General features: G+C 45.8%; 13 protein-coding genes. 5 read left to right on the top strand and 8 right to left on the bottom strand.

Going from position 1 to position 16,850, the window contains the following annotated elements; all coding sequences use genetic code 11:
- Positions 1 to 168 precede the first annotated feature (168 nt).
- From IX91_RS04475 to fabB, 3 genes are all read right to left on the bottom strand, one after another.
- The gene (locus IX91_RS04475; RefSeq protein ID WP_004744487.1) at positions 169 to 1,182 is read right to left on the bottom strand and encodes an aspartate-semialdehyde dehydrogenase; all 1,014 of its coding nucleotides are present in this window, start codon (positions 1,180 to 1,182) and stop codon (positions 169 to 171) included.
- Positions 1,179 to 2,312 (bottom strand): 4-phosphoerythronate dehydrogenase, encoded by a 1,134-nt coding sequence (locus tag IX91_RS04470; RefSeq protein ID WP_004744486.1) that lies wholly within the window; start codon positions 2,310 to 2,312, stop codon positions 1,179 to 1,181. Before IX91_RS04470 ends, IX91_RS04475 begins: the two co-directional genes overlap by 4 nt.
- 255 nt (positions 2,313 to 2,567) lie before the next feature.
- On the bottom strand, positions 2,568 to 3,779 hold the full coding sequence (gene fabB / locus IX91_RS04465) for a beta-ketoacyl-ACP synthase I (RefSeq protein ID WP_004744485.1): 1,212 nt from the start codon (positions 3,777 to 3,779) through the stop codon (positions 2,568 to 2,570).
- Positions 3,780 to 3,907: 128 nt separating this feature from the next.
- Between fabB and mnmC the strand changes: the two genes are divergently transcribed.
- Positions 3,908 to 5,929: a bifunctional tRNA (5-methylaminomethyl-2-thiouridine)(34)-methyltransferase MnmD/FAD-dependent 5-carboxymethylaminomethyl-2-thiouridine(34) oxidoreductase MnmC gene (mnmC, locus tag IX91_RS04460; protein ID WP_004744484.1), complete on the top strand. Its 2,022-nt coding sequence runs from the start codon at positions 3,908 to 3,910 to the stop codon at positions 5,927 to 5,929.
- Positions 5,930 to 6,008: 79 nt separating this feature from the next.
- Here mnmC and IX91_RS04455 read toward each other — a convergent pair whose 3' ends face one another.
- Together IX91_RS04455 and IX91_RS04450 are read right to left on the bottom strand one after the other, a co-directional pair.
- Positions 6,009 to 6,533 carry an NADPH-dependent FMN reductase gene (locus tag IX91_RS04455; RefSeq protein ID WP_004744483.1) on the bottom strand — a complete coding sequence of 175 codons (525 nt, stop codon included), beginning with the start codon at positions 6,531 to 6,533 and terminating at the stop codon, positions 6,009 to 6,011.
- 139 nt (positions 6,534 to 6,672) lie between these two features.
- A complete protein-coding gene (locus IX91_RS04450; RefSeq protein WP_004744482.1) occupies positions 6,673 to 6,936 on the bottom strand; it encodes a YfcL family protein in 264 nt (87 codons plus the stop codon).
- A gap of 157 nt (positions 6,937 to 7,093) precedes the next feature.
- Here IX91_RS04450 and IX91_RS04445 point away from each other — a divergent pair, with 157 nt between their 5' ends.
- Entirely contained in the window at positions 7,094 to 9,229 is a 2,136-nt protein-coding gene (locus IX91_RS04445; RefSeq protein ID WP_004744481.1) for an LruC domain-containing protein, read from the top strand.
- Positions 9,230 to 9,242: 13 nt separating this feature from the next.
- On the top strand, positions 9,243 to 9,752 hold the full coding sequence (locus IX91_RS04440) for a hypothetical protein (RefSeq protein WP_004744480.1): 510 nt from the start codon (positions 9,243 to 9,245) through the stop codon (positions 9,750 to 9,752).
- A gap of 36 nt (positions 9,753 to 9,788) precedes the next feature.
- Here IX91_RS04440 and IX91_RS04435 read toward each other — a convergent pair whose 3' ends face one another.
- A complete protein-coding gene (locus tag IX91_RS04435; protein ID WP_004744479.1) occupies positions 9,789 to 10,319 on the bottom strand; it encodes an elongation factor P hydroxylase in 531 nt (176 codons plus the stop codon).
- 218 nt (positions 10,320 to 10,537) lie between these two features.
- Here IX91_RS04435 and IX91_RS04430 point away from each other — a divergent pair, with 218 nt between their 5' ends.
- Both IX91_RS04430 and IX91_RS04425 read left to right on the top strand, forming a co-directional pair.
- Positions 10,538 to 11,161, top strand: a complete 624-nt coding sequence (locus IX91_RS04430) for a trimeric intracellular cation channel family protein (protein WP_004744478.1) — start codon at positions 10,538 to 10,540, stop codon at positions 11,159 to 11,161.
- A 258-nt stretch (positions 11,162 to 11,419) separates the two neighbouring features.
- The gene (locus tag IX91_RS04425; protein WP_004744477.1) at positions 11,420 to 13,420 is read left to right on the top strand and encodes a DUF885 domain-containing protein; all 2,001 of its coding nucleotides are present in this window, start codon (positions 11,420 to 11,422) and stop codon (positions 13,418 to 13,420) included.
- A gap of 39 nt (positions 13,421 to 13,459) precedes the next feature.
- Here IX91_RS04425 and IX91_RS04420 read toward each other — a convergent pair whose 3' ends face one another.
- Together IX91_RS04420 and aroC are read right to left on the bottom strand one after the other, a co-directional pair.
- A complete protein-coding gene (locus IX91_RS04420; protein WP_004744476.1) occupies positions 13,460 to 15,364 on the bottom strand; it encodes a bifunctional metallophosphatase/5'-nucleotidase in 1,905 nt (634 codons plus the stop codon).
- Positions 15,365 to 15,599: 235 nt separating this feature from the next.
- A complete protein-coding gene (aroC, locus tag IX91_RS04415) occupies positions 15,600 to 16,685 on the bottom strand; it encodes a chorismate synthase (protein WP_004744475.1) in 1,086 nt (361 codons plus the stop codon).
- Between the last annotated feature and the right edge of the window lie 165 nt (positions 16,686 to 16,850).

Below are 16,850 nucleotides of genomic sequence, written 5' to 3'. Positions count from 1 at the left end.
TATATCGGATAAACCACTCAAAACTATAGGTGGATAGGCAAAAAATGTGTGTCCGGCGCCATATTCGCATTAATCTCACACAATTTTTCAAAATTCGATTAAAAAAGCCTCACACAATGGCGAGGCTTTAGTTAGGTATTTGTCAGCAGTAGCTTAGTGTCTGATGACCTAGTAGTAGTCGCGAATCAGTACTTCGGCGATTTGAACAGCGTTAGTTGCTGCCCCCTTACGAACGTTGTCTGCTACTACCCACAGGTTCACACCACTATGATGACTGATATCATTACGGATACGACCTACCATCACGTGATCTTTACCGCCAGCATCGCGGACTTGTGTTGGGAAATCTTCACCGTGGAACACTTCGATACCTTCAGTTTGCTCTAGAAGATTAATCACTTCTTGCGCATCAATTGGAGCGCATGTTTCTAGATGGACTGCTTCCGCATGACCATAGAAAACAGGTACACGAACACAGGTAGGGTTTACAGTAATACCTGGATCGTTGAAGATTTTCTGTGTTTCCCAAACCATCTTCATCTCTTCACGGGTATAACCGTTTTCCATGAACTGATCGATTTGCGGAATACAGTTAAACGCGATTTGTTGTGAGAACTCTTCGTTCTCTGCTGGCATGCCGTTAAGCAGCTTTGCCGTTTGACCTGCTAATTCATCAATACCCGCTTTACCTGCGCCCGACACTGACTGGTAAGTAGATACGTTGATACGCTCAATACCCACTGCATCGTGAATTGGTTTTAAGGCAACCAACATCTGAATTGTTGAACAGTTTGGGTTAGCGATGATGTTACGGTTGCGGAACTCGGCAATCGCTTCTGGGTTCACTTCAGGCACCACGAGCGGAATATCGTACTCGTAGCGGAACTGTGAGGTATTATCAATCACGATAACGCCTTCATCTGCCGCGATTGGCGCCCATTTAGCAGACAATTCACCACCTGCAGAGAACAAGGCGATGTGCGCTTGAGACCAATCAAACTCTTCTACGTTTTGAACGCGAACAGTTTTACCGTTAAAGCGATAAGTCTTACCTTCACTGCGCTCACTGGCTAAAAGGTAAATTTCACCTACTGGGAATTTGCGCTCTTGCAGCACTTCGATAATTGTTTCGCCGACTGCACCAGTCGCGCCTAAAACTGCAACATTATATTGTTGGCTCATTGACTTACCTCAACCTGAAAACCTAGTTTTGCTAGTGGGGATAGATTGCATGACTCTCCACCGACTAACGTGACTGCACTGTACTCTCGACGATCCCAATAGTTTTTACGCATCAGGTCAAACGAACCAGGTTTGCTGATTTCGCGTCGGAATAAGGCGTCATCTTTACGCACATCATAGACTAGCTGCGTGATGTTGTGCAGCGTTGCTTCATCCCACTCGCGGTCTAAATTGAGCTGTGGGACTGGCGCAATGGGCAGCAAGTCACTGGCATGCGCACGTAATTCATTGTTTAGAAACTCACAATAGCTATTGAAGATCATTGTCGTACCGCGAGCCTTCCCCTCTAAGCCATAACCTGCCACATGAGGGGTTGCGAATGCTAGCAGAGGCAGAAGCTCCATATCAACCTCTGGCTCAAATTCAAATACGTCTAATGCCGCGATGAACCCATCATTCTTCTGTAAGCGCGCTTTTAATGCAGCGTTATCGACAATTGGGCCACGAGCCGCATTGATTAAAATTTGGTCACCGCGTAACATTTCCAACACTGCTTGATCAATTAAGTGATGGGTTGGGTGCTCACCGTCACGCGTGATAGGGGTATGTAGAGTGATAATGTCAGCTTGCTCTAACAATTCAGGCAAAGGGGTAAATTGACGGGTGTCCCCTTCAGCTTGTTTAGGTGGATCGTTGATCAACACATTAATGCCGATACCTTCTAAGCATTTCTGTAGATAGCTTCCCACTTGGCCCGCACCAATAATACCCACGGTTTTATCAAACACGGAGAAGCCATGCTGCTGAGCAAGCACCATCATCACGCTGAAAGCATATTCGGCGACGCCTACTTTGTTACAACCCGGTGCGGCGGTAAAGTAAATGCCTTTTTCTTTGAGTAGCGCTTGATCGACGTGATCCATCCCCGCAGTGGCTGTGCCGACAAATTTTAGCTTGTTCGCTTTAGCGATTAGCTCTGCGTTAACCTTAGTCACTGAGCGAATCATTAGCGCATCAACATCGATTAAGTCATCGGCGGTCAAGGTACGACCGGATTTTAAAACAACCTCACCTAGCTGACTAAAAAGCTGCTCAGCATAAGGCATATTTTCATCTACAAGAATTTTCATGGGTTTATCGGTTTAGCTTTGAATGGCATTGATTGTGCAAAAAAGGTGAGTCGGTGTCGAGTAATTATCTGATCACCCATAATTCCGATTGGTATTAGATAGAAAAATGCCCGGCACTTGGCCGGGCAATAGTCCAGAACAAAAGGATCTTAACCCGCTCTCCATGGGTTAAAGTCTGCGTCTGTTAGACTAACCTTTATTGCTAAAGGTTAGTCAGCTCTGGAAACTGGATTGCTCACTAATGAGCAGATTCAGTTAGCCTTGGTATTTCTTGATAACTAGCGTAGCGTTCGTGCCACCAAAACCAAAACTGTTTGACATTACTGTCGTCAACTCTGCGTCACGCTTCTCAGTCACGATATCTAGACCTTGTGCTGCGTCATCTAGAGTCTCAACGTTTACGCTTGGTGCGATAAAGCTGTTTTCTAGCATTAGCGTTGAGTAAATTGCTTCGTGAACGCCTGCTGCACCTAGCGCGTGACCTGTCATCGCTTTAGTTGCTGAAATTGCTGGGCTGTTGTCACCAAATAGCTCTTGGATAGCACCTAGCTCTTTCACGTCACCGACAGGTGTAGAAGTACCGTGCGTGTTTACGTAGTCGATGCTGTCTACATCTTGCATCGCCATCTTCATACAACGAATCGCGCCTTCACCTGATGGTGCTACCATGTCGTAGCCGTCAGAAGTTGCGCCGTAGCCAACGATCTCACCGTAGATTTTTGCGCCACGAGCTAGAGCGTGCTCAAGCTCTTCGATAACCATCATGCCGCCACCGCCAGAGATAACGAAACCGTCACGGTTTGCATCATAAGTACGAGACGCTTTGTCTGGTGTTTCGTTGTACTTAGTTGATAGTGCGCCCATTGCGTCAAACATCATAGTTTGAGACCAATCTAGCTCTTCACCACCACCAGCGAATACGATGTCTTGTTTGCCTAACTGGATAAGCTCCATTGCGTGGCCAATACAGTGTGCAGAAGTTGCACATGCAGAACTCATTGAGTAGTTCACGCCGCGAATTTTAAATGGCGTTGCAAGACATGCAGAAACCGTTGAAGACATAGTTCGTGGAACCATGTAAGGACCAACACGTTTTACGCCTTTCGCACGCATTGTGTCTGTCGCAACAGTTTGGTTCAGTGCAGATGCACCACCAGAACCAGCAACAATACCTGTGCGATCGTTAGAAACTTGCTCGTCAGTTAGACCCGCGTCTTCAATTGCTTGCTGCATTGATAGGTATGCATACGCAGCCGCATCACCCATAAAGCGCATCTGTTTACGGTCAATGTGCTCTGCTGGGTTGATTTTTAGATCACCCCATACCTGTGAACGAAGACCTTGTTCTTTAAACTGCTCAGAGGCAGTAATACCAGATTTACCTGCTTTTAGAGACGCTAAAACTTCTTCGACGTTGTTACCGATACTTGAAACAATACCCATACCGGTGATTACGACTCGTTTCATTATGACATTCCTATAATTCAAAAATCCGCTAGATGATAACTAAGATAGCGGGGAAAAGTGGTCAGCTTTCCCTTAAAACCGTACAATTGCAATCATATTATCGTTTTTATTCACATATTTCCGACACTATGACCTCGATTACTAATGCCCAACTAGGCTGGAACGATGCGGGTACGCCTGTTTCAGATCAGTTTGATGATGTCTACTTTTCTAACGTCAATGGCCTCGAAGAAACCCGCTATGTGTTTCTACACCAAAATCATCTCCCGCTAAGATGGCAAACGTATGACCAACGCCGTTTCGTTATTGCTGAAACTGGCTTTGGTACTGGGTTGAATTTCCTAGCTGCATGGCAATGGTTCGATCAATTTAAGCAGCAACATCCAGATGCGCCACTAAAAGAGCTCCATTTCGTGAGCTTCGAGAAGTATCCACTCAGTCAACAAGATCTGGTTAAAGCGCATCAATCTTGGCCAGAGCTGGCTGAATATGCGGAAAAATTGCAAAAGCACTACCCCATTGCTGTTCCTGAATGTCACCGTATTGTGCTTGAAGATGGTACTATCACATTGGATCTGTGGTTTGGCGATATTAAAGACTGCATGCCTAAAGTGCCAGTGGCTGAGCAAGGTCTTGTTGATGCTTGGTTCTTAGATGGTTTTGCACCAAGCAAGAACCCTGAAATGTGGAATCAGGATCTATTCAATGGCATGGCGAAGCTCGCCAAGCAAGATTGTACCTGTGCGACTTTCACTGCGGCGGGTTTTGTGCGTAGAGGCCTAATTGAAGCAGGCTTTGAAATGAAGAAGGTCAAAGGTTTCGGCACCAAGCGAGATATGATTGCCGGCAGCCTGACACAGCGCCAAGCTGAGACCAATTTTAAACCTTGGTTTGCCCGTACACCTTCATCTGAGTCGGAGTCTATTGCCATCATTGGTGGCGGTATTGCTAGTGCGACATTAGCTAAAACCCTGCTGCGACGCGGAAAAAAAGTCGCGTTATATTGCCAAGATGCTCAACCAGCTCAAGGGGCTTCTGGCAATCGTCAGGGTGCTGTTTATCCACTGCTTAATGGTGATCACTCTGGGGTATCTCGCGTTTTCGCTCCGGCTTTCCTTTTTGCCAGACAATTTGTCGAGCAAGCGGCAGAGCAGATCAAATTCGACCACGACTGGTGCGGCGTCACTCAACTGATGTGGGATGAAAAGTCACAAACTAAGCTAGAGAAGATGTTAAACGGTAACTTCGACAGCCAACTTATTCATCGCTTAAACCAAGAGCAGACTAGTTCAACCATTGGCCTACCTATTGATATGGAAAGTGTCCACTATCCACTAGGGGGTTGGCTGTGTCCTGCTGAACTAACTCAAGGTTTGATCGCCGAACTAGAGAAAAGCGAATTGTTCGAGACGGCTTTTGCTACCAAGATAGATACTCTAACTTGGAACGAAGAGTCGCAAACTTGGACTCTTAAATCTGGTGATAACAGCTTCACTCACTCAAGTGTTGTGATTGCCAATGGTCATCAGTTTGACCAACTAGAACAGTCGGCAAACATCCCTCTCGGTCAGGTGAAAGGACAAGTCAGCCATATTCCAACCACAGATGATTTACAGCAGCTTAAAACAGTGCTGTGTTATGACGGCTACATGACTCCGGTTAACCCGAATAATGGTCACCACTGTATTGGTGCCAGCTATGACCGTTCTCACCTTGATTACGAGTTTGCCCCTGCCGCACAGCAAGATAATGGCGACAAACTGCGCAAGTGTGTACCAAACCCAAGCTGGCCGAACCAAGTTGATACCTCAGGGAATCTTTCTCGTCAGGGGATTCGTTGCGTAAGCCGAGACCATCTACCTTTTGTTGGCAATGTCGGTCAGTTAGAGCAGATTAAGCAAGTCTATGCAGAACTGCACAAAAAGAAGCCTGCCAAAAACGCGGTAGACGTTCCAAGTTATCCAAATCTATTTTGTATGCTTGGGTTGGGCTCTAGAGGCTTAAGCTCAGCGCCATTATTGGCAGAGACTCTCGCCTCACAGATTTGTGGCGATCCGTTACCTTTGCCAATCGATGTATTAGAACAGCTTCATCCAAGCCGTATGTGGGTTCGAAAACTACGCAAAGGCAAAGCGATTACTGAGCTTTGATTCTCCTCGTATAAGTTAGATAACAAAACGCCGTCACCAACTTTCCGCTGGTGACGGCGTTTTTATATCTCTCAGAGACTTAAGCTACGCTTTGCACTGCTTGCTTTACTTGCTGCGCAATCTCTTGATTGCGGAACTGACCCGATTCTAAATCGAAGTTGTCATAAAAGCTTGGTACGGAAACAGAAGCCTTTACCTCTGCGCCGAAATAAGGTGCTGAGCCAGTTGCAGCAGCAAGTACCGTTTGCGCACCACCTGGGCCCGGAGAGGTTGCTAAATACACGACTGGTTTTTCTTGGAACACATTTCGCTCAATACGCGTCGACCAATCGAATAGGTTCTTGTATGCCGCTGGGTAAGATCCGTTATGCTCAGCAAAAGAAACAACAATCGCATCGGCTTGAGCTAAATCAGCTAAGAATGCTTTCGCTCCCTCTGCCTGACCAATTTCTTTTTCTGTATCTTCACTAAACATAGGGACTTGGTAGTCATTTAAATCGAGAATCGTTACTTCTGCACCCTCAATGAGATTCGCTGCATAAGTCGCTAAAGTCTTGTTGATGGATGTTGAACTGGTTGATGCTCCAAAGGCTACAATTTTCATAATCTGATTTCCTATTCGTTCCTCGATATGTGCTTAGAAGAATATCACTGAACAGAAAAGCAACAACTATAAATAATTTAAGGGGTTGTTCGAAAAATTCGAACAACCCCTTATTTAAGATAATTTAGTGCGTTTCTGATTACGCGTTGTTGACTAGCTCAATCCATAGGTCATTGACAATTGTGCGGTCAGCAGGCGTCAATTCCGAGCGTGCGTCATCTAAGCTGGCTTGGATTCGCTCTTTCAACGTTTCTACATCGTTAATGCCTTCTTCTTCACATGCTGCTGCTGACAAAGAAATATGACCACGTAGATAGCCACCAGCAAATAACTCATCATCCGATGCCGATGAAATACGTGCATCAATTAGCTCTAGCAGCTGTTCTTCAAATTCAATAATCATTTTGCGTTAACGCCTAATCAGTTTGCTTCTCAAAAAGAACGCCAAGCTTCTCACATTGAGAATTCCAACGCAAACCCTAGTCATAGCAGGGCTTGCGCGTATGGCACGCCCTGTGCACTTCCTCAAATATTCACCTAAGTTCAGCGAGGAAGAACCAATGAAAATAAAACCTACCGCTCTTCAAATAGCTATGGTCACTGTCGCTTTAACTGGCTCATCAATGGTTATGGCAGAAACGCCTTTTTCAGAATGTCCGACACAAGCTTTCTTAATTCAAAACCCAACCGGTACGCCAGTCGCTTACGGCGTAAACATCGATGTCGGTAGCTACATCACTTTAGATTCGAACTTAGGTTTGGATAAACTCAACGGCGTTGGATACAGCAAGCACGATGACTTTATCTATGGTTGGGACTACGGTGTCGCCTCACTTTCTCGCATTGACTCAACTTTTACCAAAACCCTACTCAATATTACCAAGCCTGCAGGGGCTCCAACGTCCATTTATGTCGGTGATGTGTCACTCGATGAAAACGCTTGGTACGGCTATCGACCAAGCTACGGCTTATATCGAATAGATTTAGAAAGCTTAGTCATGGAGCTGTCTTCTCCACCAAGTCAATTTGGTAACCCCTCCATCTACGATTTAGCGTTCCATCCAGATAACGGATTAGCCTACTCGATCGATGCCAATGGCTATCTATGGCAAATTGATGTCAGCGCAGGTACCTCAACCCGACTAAACCAATTACTCGACAAAAACGTACTTGGCTATCGCCTGACTTTCGGCGCGGTCTACTTTGACGTTGATGGTAACTTCTATGCCAGTAACAACAGCAATGGCTATGTGTTTAAAGTCTCCATCAATGGCACTAGCTCAACGGCCGAGTTCTTTGCTTATGGTCCATCAAGTAATTCGAATGACGGCGCTCGCTGTGCTTTAGCGCCTGTCGAGCCTAGCGAGTACACAGACTTTGGTGACGCACCAGATTCTTACAAAACCACCTTTGCTTCATCAGGTGCTAGACACGGTATGTCTGACCTTAAGCTCGGTGCTTTGGTTGACGGTGAAACCGATGGAAGCCCTTACCCGCTCAGTGATGACACTTCCGATGGCAGTAATGACGATGACGGCATTCAGTTCCCTGTCCCGATTCAAGTCGGCCAAACCAGTAAAATTATTGCATCAGTCTCTGGTGCAACGGATAACTCGGTTCTCAACGCATGGATAGACTTCGATCGCGATGGAGAATTTGAATCTAACGAAATTATCATCAGTGATCAGTCCGTGGATGCCAACACTGGAGACCTCTTCTTCTCAGTACCGACATGGGCGGTTGCAGGAGAAACATGGGCACGCTTTCGTGTATCAAATACCTCGGGAATAGGCCCTAGTGGTGGTGTACCGGCGGGGGAGGTGGAAGATTACCTCGTGGATATTACTGAAAGCGGTGTGGTCACTGAGGTTTATCCAAGCGGTGGCGGGTTCACTACCTTTGCCTACGAAGATCAATACCCACTCGTTGGTGACTACGATATGAATGACGTTTTAATGAACGTTAAATTCACCGAATACCAACTCAACAATCAGGTTATACGAATGAAAATTGAGGGCAAGGTTGCTGCGTTGGGTGGCGACTATCACTCTGGTTTTGCCATTCGACTACCAGGTATCGCTCGCGAGGACATCAAGTCTGACTCAGTTCAGCTTTATGTCAACAATACACTTCACTCCAGCAGTTTGGAAAGCGATACCACCGATGCCGTATTTATCATCCATCAAGACTTGTGGGATATCACCGAATCGGGTGAAGCGGAAGGTTGTACCATGTTCAGAACCCAAGAGAACTGTGGGACCACTTATCGCCCGACGTGGAGCTTAACCTTCTCGTTAGAAAATGCGGTCAATACTGAAACAATGCCAAGCTTCCCTTACGACCCATTCATTTTCGCCTCTCCCGGTCACTATTACGGTGACGTCGGATATCAGCTAAGTGGTGGTTACCCTGGGCGCGCTCTGGAAATCCATCTAAAAAACCAAGCGCCTACCAGTAAGTTTGACTCGCGATACAAGGCGAATGGCGTAGACGCATCGAATGGTGAGACTCATTACCACAATGCTAACGGTCTACCTTGGGCCATTGAGATTCCAACCACGTGGCAACATCCGCTAGAGCAGCAGAACATCTTAGACGCCTACTCGAAGTTTGCAGAGTTTGCTCAAGATACAACCGGACTGACAGAGCCGACTTGGTACACCATTCCGAACAACAGCAAAATTTATGTCGACTAAGGGAGAAAAGATTATGTGGAATTCAAAAACAACAATGCTACTTGGACTCGCTCTTATCCTTCCTCTCTACGGTTGTGGCGGCGGAGGTGGTGATGGAGGCGGTGAAGGAGGCGGTGAAGGAGGATCTTCAGGTTCAACGGGAGCTGGCTCAACAGGTTCTTCAACACCCGCACCAGCAAGCAGCGGTACGCCTGTCTCTCTCAGCACGCTGCAGATTGATCCGGCCAATAGCCTGATCTCAGTATACAAAGTGGATGTGGACGTGAGCTTGCCCCATTTGGCCTCGTCACAGGTTTATATATCCATCTGTGACAACGCAGGAGGTAACTTACAGTCAGTCGATTACAGCAAGTGCATGGTTAAGGCAGCACTACAATCAGGTACAGGGAGCTATCAACTACAAGTCCCTAATCACTGTGAGTCCCTGATTGCGGTTGTATCGGTAATGGAACCCAATACAGCGCCGCTTGTGTACACTCTCAACCACAACAACCAGCCTCAAACTCAGTGGCTTATCCAGTAACTGAAACCAAACAAGCCGCATCAAGCGGCTTGTTTTTCATTTCACGGCAAACATCGAGTAGTTTAGCTCTGGAACTTGATAATAAGCTCTTAACGCATCTGACAGCATCTTGACTCGCAGTGGGATACCTTGCTCGAAGATCTTTCCGACTTCACTGTGTACTTTCGCCATAAAGGCTAAACGGTCTGGTTCAAAATCACCATTGAGGTTGTCACAGCTGACTGTAAATGGAAATCCTGCGCTCTTAGAGAGAATCCACTCATAGGCTTGCGGGCGAATCTCTACTTTTTCAAATTCTGCCTGAACTTGCTCAGTACGACCATCTGGCTCATACCAATAACCAAAATCTTCCAATAATCGACGCTTAGGCCCTGCAACACACCAGTGAGCAACTTCGTGCATTCCTGACGCATAGAACCCACGAGCAAAAATAATCCGATGATGCGGTGTTTTTTCATCTGCAGGCAGATAAATTGGCTCGTCTCCACCTAGCTCTAGTTTGGTGTTATAACCAGACAAAAATGTGTCATTGAAAATACGGATTAGGTCTTGATAATCGTGGTTCATAGCTCAGTTGATAGCGTTTTAATACAGCGGTCAGCATTTTCGCATTTTTAATCGTAATTGCAAATCCACATCTTATGTAGTGATATTAGAAATAGTTATCTGAAACCGAGTTTCACACCAACAAAATCTCATTCGTCACAGATCACATTTCCCACTACACTCACGCCTTAATTTTATGTGATCAGTCTAACTTTTTGGCCATTTATTGAGAATTCACCATGCTGCTAAGTGTTTTATATATTATCGGTATTACTGCGGAAGCGATGACGGGTGCTTTGAGTGCAGGCAGACGCAAAATGGATTGGTTTGGTGTCATGCTTGTTGCCAGTGCAACGGCAATTGGTGGCGGTACAGTTCGTGACATTCTACTGGGTCACTACCCGCTTGGTTGGGTCAAAAACCCTGAGTTTCTTGCCATTACCTGTGTGGCGGGTGTTCTGACAACAGGTTTAGCAAAGTGGGTCCTTAAACTAAAAGGCTTATTCATTCGATTGGATGCTTTGGGCCTAATTGTGTTTAGCATCATAGGGACTAAAGTGGCGATGGGCATGGGTCACCACGCGCTGATTTGTATGGTGTCAGCATTAGTGACTGGTGTCTTTGGTGGCCTATTGCGAGATTTAATCTGTCGCCAAACGCCGCTAGTGCTTCATGAAGAGCTGTACGCTTCTGTAGCGCTTATCGCATCAGGCATGTACCTACTTCAGTTAGAGTTCGGTGTTAACGATGTGACAGCAACCATTTCTACCCTGATCGTCGGTTACCTACTTCGTATGGCAGCGGTTCGCTTCAAGTGGCGATTGCCGTCATTCCACCTCGAAACCGAAGGTTCACTGCACTAATCTCGCATTCGCCCTGTAAAACAGGGCGTTTTTATATCTATTCATCTATTTACCCGCCCCTTACATAACCACTCACTTTCAATTTCGCGTACACAAGTGGTTAGTTATCAGTAAGTTAATCCTGTGACCTTTTGCACAATCCTAGCGAGCCATTTATCTTACCCTTATCGCCAACAAGGAAAGTTCAGGCATTAGCCCATCCAACCCAGACCTTTCCTTTTTACTCCTACTAAAATTTAAAAGCAAAAAGGTCTAACAATGAAAAATAGACTAGGTCTTACTCTCTCCGTACTTGCGCTTAGCCTCTCTGGGTGCAGCACTTTATCCACTCCGGATGCCTCTCAACAGCTATCTGCTCTGCTTGATGAATATGGCTCGCAATCTAAGTCATTGGACAGCTCACAATTTGGCATTGTTAACGATCAAATGGCGGGGGCGAAACAAACGCTCGATCGACTTTACCTGAGTAAGTTACTCGAAATTGACCGCAGCGCTTTATCGGATGAAGAGAAGGTTTACTACGACACGTTTCGATTTGATCGCACCATTGCAATCCGTGGTGCTAGCTTTGCTAATGCTCGCTTTGGCAACCTTGATACGCCAGTTACCCACTTCTACAACTACATTCAATGGAACGCGGAAGAAGCCGGTGCTGCGATTAACACCAATGGTGATGATTCGAAAACCTATCAGGATCAACTCGAAACGCTTCAAGAGTACACGTCTTGGGTCAACAACCTACGCAGCCAATACCAGCAAGGCCAACTACAAGGTATACAGTTGCCCGCAATTCTTGCTGAAAGGCTTTACCAAAGCAGCGTCGATGCGATTAGTTATGATGATTTTTCGGTCCTCAAGGTTGGCTTGAAGGATCTAAAAACTCAGCCTGAGTACAGTCCTGAATTTATTCATCAATACGAAAAAGAAGTGGGCAAGGCACAACTCGCCACTCAAAAGCTCCTCGCTTACCTTCACGGTCAGTACACCCAAGCTGCGCGTGGCGATGGACAGCTTACCGACACCAATATCGGTTGGGGAGATCTGCCTAACGGACAAAGCTGGTATCAGTGGCATTTAGATAGAAACAGTACCACTGGAAAATCCGCTGCAGAATTACATCGCTTAGGAGAACAACTGGTTGCGGATGCTAAAGCTGAAATGATTCGCGTAACTGAGCTTGTGGTTAAAAAACGCGGCGCAATCGTAGAAGCGGATTATCGGGACCCAGTCACTGGCAAGGTTGCCAAACACACCTTTGAGCTGGCTAACGATTCAGGAAAAATTAATCTGGATGAGTTTTTCAAATACCTCAATAGTGAGCAGTTTTTCTATGGGCGAGATGGCTATTCCACCGATGACAACCAGTACAGTCAAGTATGTAGCCACGCCTCTGTTCCCAAGGCATGTGAAGGGGCACTGACGGATTACTACCTGTTCAAAGTCAACGCCAATGATGTCGTACAAGGTTATTTCAAACCAATTAAAACTGACTACTCGATTGAGCCAACCGCAGCAGAAGATGAACTGTACGCTGGTGTCGCCTCCTATGATGACAATGTCTTCACCCTCAACACTAATCCAGACTACAGCTTACAGAAATGGAATGTCTCTACGCTGCTACTACATGAAGCCGCGCCGGGGCACCATTTCCAAAATGCCTACGCGCTAGAATACCCACCAGCAAATAAACCCGCCTATATGGAGGATATTTGGTACACCGCCTACGGCGAAGGTTGGGCACTCTATACCGAATGGCTAGGGCTGGAAATGGGTATTTATGGTGAGTTAGATAGCCATGGTAAACCGACCTTTAGCAACGGTACCGGGATGTGTACTGCTAACGCTGATTACAGCCAACTACAGGGAGGAATCTATAAAGATGAGCAAGAGTGTAACGCCCTTCAATACTTTGGCAGCCTCAATGAAGCACAGCTGCGAAATATGCGTTTAGCTATTGATACAGGCATTCACAGCCAAGGTTGGAGTATTCAGCAAGCGCGTGACTATATGAAAGCTAACTCTGCACTTGGTGAAGGGGATATCGAATCGGAAAGCTTCCGCTATGCCGCTTATGTGGGCCAAGCCGTTTCTTATAAATCAGGTTACTTAGTGATTAAAGAGATGCTTGCTAAAGCACAAGCTGAGCTAGGTGACCAATTCGACTACGCCGAGTTTCATGATCAGCTACTGCGCTATGGGCAGCAACCTATGGAAGTGGTACGCGAAAACATCAACAATTGGATAGCGTCAAAAAAATAGAGATAGAAAATGGGCTTGGTATTACCAAGCCCATGCTATTTAGTTAATCGCTTCTATTATAGCGATGTCTCTCTCAAGAGCCTGTTTTTCATAACCTGAAGCTGAGGCAAATTTGTTTTGACGCATTTTCACCGCTTCTTTCGCTGCTTGGTCATTGGCAAACTTAAGCCCTTTGACATTGATTGAAGCAATGTTGGTGTATCTACCATCTTCACTACTTGGTACAGAGATCTTACCTTTATTAATAAGAGTTTTGACCACTTCTCGTTCTTTGTTGTAACTATCATCCATACCCACTAGCTGCCAACGCTTTTGCGGCTTGCTTTGGTAGTGGCCTTTCTTCTGTTCGGTCAAATAGCGGATGGTTAAGTTGCGAATCGTACCTTGTTCTTCACCATACACCGCTTTCGAATCAGACAACACTTTAAAGTCACGACCTTCAAGCACTCCACCTTGCTTAGTCAAATGGCCCATACGATAGCTATTCATACCTAGGCGAATCGCCGTATCATCTTTAACAAGGGTTCCATCTGCGAACTTAAGATCTGTGATTCGTCGACCTTTCGGTTGGGTTAAATCGATCTTATAGGTTACACCTGCAAAGAAGTCGTTCGTCGAGTATTTTGATGCGCGACGCTCTGGGTCAAAGCTATAAGTCACATCACCAGGCTTCACCGAGTTAAAGTACCCTGCTGACCACTCCATGTAAGTCTTAAGGTCTTTACCTGTCATCTCATAAACGGTAATTTCGCCACCCGCATACTGATAGTTGTAGGCGATGTCTTTGGCTTTAATTGTCCCGACATTAAGCTGTGCTTTATCGTTATCAATTTGTAGTGCAATCACATTTGCTTTCGGTGAGTAATAGAAGCTAGCTTCTTGGTATAAGGCACTTATCCCGGTATCTTGCACATGAACTTGCGGAATTCCGCGGATTTCATTTTCAGGCACTAGGTCAACACCTTTTAGCTCGGCGATCGGACGATTGGCCATCTCTCTCAAACGCTTGTGGTAAGGCTGATACAACTCTTCCATTTTCTCGTCAGAGACAATGCCATCAATCTTATAAGTAAAGCTGTCTTTATTGATTAAGGTGTATTGCCCATCGCGCTCTTCAAATTGAAGATCGACACGAGAAAGCGCACGTCCATACTTATCTGGCTCTGTAACAATAACCCCATTGACGACAGCCTTATCAATGCGTGTATGCATATGGCCTGCGACGATCGCATCTAATTCTGGATTGATATTGGCAATATCTGTCACGCCCGTATCAGCAATGTCATTCTCATTATCAATCCCCATATGCGCGACCAGCACTAGCGCATCGACTTGCTCATCAAGCTTCTTAATGATCTTCTTTACTTCGATGCTAGGGTTAGTAAATGTCATACCATCTAAACGGTTAGTCCCTTGCGCAAACACTTCGGTCATTGGGGTATCCATACCAATCACACCAATTTTTATGCCACCACGCTCGATAATCGTGTAGCCCGGTAAGAATCGGTTACCGTCTGGGTGCTTAATGTTGCCAGCTAAGCTTTGGCCTTTAAACTGTTTGAGCGAGCGATTGAGCACACTGACGCCGAAATCAAATTCATGATTACCCAAGACCCAAACGTCATAATCCATTTCATTGAAGCCAAGCATCATAGGGTCTACAGGCTCGTCTTTGAATGTCTCGACAAAGTTGCCTTGAATGGTATCGCCCGCATCGACCAAGATGATATTGGACTCTTGCTGGCGAATCGCCTTAACTTTTGTCGCGATTTGGCTAAGGCTTCCACGCATGTTGAGTTTGTCCGCGGCGTAGTCCCAAGGCATAAAGTGACCATGGATATCTGACGTACCTAGGATGGTGACCTGATGGATATCTCCATCAGCGGCGAATGTAGGAAAAGAGAGGAAAAAAGGGATTGCACAAGATAACAGCTTCTTGTTCATTAGTATTCACCTAGTTGTTAATAAACCAAACGGATACTAGTACAAACCTCATCAATCAAACGTGATCAATATCGAGTATATCAACAACTTAACTATATGATTACAATAATATTTATGACAACCATCACACCTTAAAATTAACCATTTACAGGGCAAATGCAAGAGCCAATATCTCATAGACACTCAAAATAAAACGGCCTCCAAATTGGAGGCCGTTTTCAAATTAATGACTCGCTTAAATCTGCGGTGTCTCGGTCGTTACACCATGGTTTTGACCACGGTGACGCAGCAGATGATCCAGCACCACAATTGCTAGCATGGCTTCAGCAATCGGCACTGCACGAATACCTACACATGGGTCATGACGACCTTTGGTAATCAGCTGCGTTGGTTCACCCTGTTTAGTGATAGTTTCACCTGGCACAGTAATACTTGACGTCGGCTTAAGCGCGATATTCGCCACAATATCTTGACCAGTAGAAATACCGCCTAAGATGCCACCAGCGTGGTTGCTGGCAAAACCGTCTGGAGTCAGCTCATCTCTGTGCTCGCTACCCTTTTGGTTTACAACATCGAAGCCATCACCAATCTCGACACCTTTCACTGCGTTGATGCTCATCAGTGCATGGGCGATGTCTGCATCTAAACGGTCAAATACTGGCTCACCGAGACCTACAGGGACATTGGTCGCAACCACTTGAAGCTTAGCGCCAATAGAGTCGCCTTGCTTTTTCAGATCACGAATAAGTTGGTCAAATGCATCTACCTTGTCAGCATCTGGGCAGAAGAAGGCATTGTTCTCGATCTCATCCCAGTCGACTTTCTCAATTGAAACATCGCCCATTTGAGAAAGATAAGCTCGGATTTCAACGCCAAATTCTTGCTTAAGATATTTCTTAGCAACAGAACCCGCGGCAACACGCATTGCGGTTTCACGAGCAGAAGAGCGACCACCACCTCGGTAATCACGCACCCCATACTTTTGATGGTAAGTGTAATCCGCGTGGCCCGGACGGAACTTGTCTTTAATTTCTGAATAGTCTTTTGAGCGCTGATCGGTGTTTTCAATCAACAGTCCAATTGAAGTACCCGTTGTTTTACCTTCGAATACGCCAGAAAGAATCTTTACTTCATCCGGTTCGCGGCGTTGAGTGGTATAACGAGAAGTGCCTGGGCGACGGCGATCCAAATCAACTTGAATATCCGCTTCAGTGATTTCTAAACCCGGAGGGCATCCGTCGACGATACATCCTAGTGCGATACCGTGACTTTCCCCGAATGTGGTTACTCGGAAATGTTGTCCGATACTGTTTCCTGCCATTACTTCCTCAATCCTATGCGCCCGTAAACTGGGCTTTACACTTCAATTCTTCGTAAATTCATAGTCGCTTTATTACGGTTTGATGTAAACCCCTAAAAAGGATCTATTTCGCTTTTTAACCCGCAATAAAAAACGCCAAGCAATGTCTGCTTGGCGTTTCACTTA

This window comes from Vibrio tubiashii ATCC 19109, from assembly GCF_000772105.1.
Lineage (GTDB): Bacteria > Pseudomonadota > Gammaproteobacteria > Enterobacterales > Vibrionaceae > Vibrio > Vibrio tubiashii.
Note: the sequence above shows the minus strand (reverse complement) of the source record. Positions and strands in the feature narration are given on the sequence as shown.

Excerpts from the sequence above, each read along its gene's own strand:
- IX91_RS04475 (WP_004744487.1), bottom strand. The coding sequence starts at position 1,182 with ATGAGCCAACAATATAATGTTGCAGTTTTAGGCGCGACTGGTGCAGTC.
- IX91_RS04470 (WP_004744486.1), bottom strand. The coding sequence starts at position 2,312 with ATGAAAATTCTTGTAGATGAAAATATGCCTTATGCTGAGCAGCTTTTT.
- fabB (WP_004744485.1), bottom strand. The coding sequence starts at position 3,779 with ATGAAACGAGTCGTAATCACCGGTATGGGTATTGTTTCAAGTATCGGT.
- mnmC (WP_004744484.1), top strand. The coding sequence starts at position 3,908 with ATGACCTCGATTACTAATGCCCAACTAGGCTGGAACGATGCGGGTACG.
- IX91_RS04455 (WP_004744483.1), bottom strand. The coding sequence starts at position 6,533 with ATGAAAATTGTAGCCTTTGGAGCATCAACCAGTTCAACATCCATCAAC.
- IX91_RS04450 (WP_004744482.1), bottom strand. The coding sequence starts at position 6,936 with ATGATTATTGAATTTGAAGAACAGCTGCTAGAGCTAATTGATGCACGT.
- IX91_RS04445 (WP_004744481.1), top strand. The coding sequence starts at position 7,094 with ATGAAAATAAAACCTACCGCTCTTCAAATAGCTATGGTCACTGTCGCT.
- IX91_RS04440 (WP_004744480.1), top strand. The coding sequence starts at position 9,243 with ATGTGGAATTCAAAAACAACAATGCTACTTGGACTCGCTCTTATCCTT.
- IX91_RS04435 (WP_004744479.1), bottom strand. The coding sequence starts at position 10,319 with ATGAACCACGATTATCAAGACCTAATCCGTATTTTCAATGACACATTT.
- IX91_RS04430 (WP_004744478.1), top strand. The coding sequence starts at position 10,538 with ATGCTGCTAAGTGTTTTATATATTATCGGTATTACTGCGGAAGCGATG.
- IX91_RS04425 (WP_004744477.1), top strand. The coding sequence starts at position 11,420 with ATGAAAAATAGACTAGGTCTTACTCTCTCCGTACTTGCGCTTAGCCTC.
- IX91_RS04420 (WP_004744476.1), bottom strand. The coding sequence starts at position 15,364 with ATGAACAAGAAGCTGTTATCTTGTGCAATCCCTTTTTTCCTCTCTTTT.
- aroC (WP_004744475.1), bottom strand. The coding sequence starts at position 16,685 with ATGGCAGGAAACAGTATCGGACAACATTTCCGAGTAACCACATTCGGG.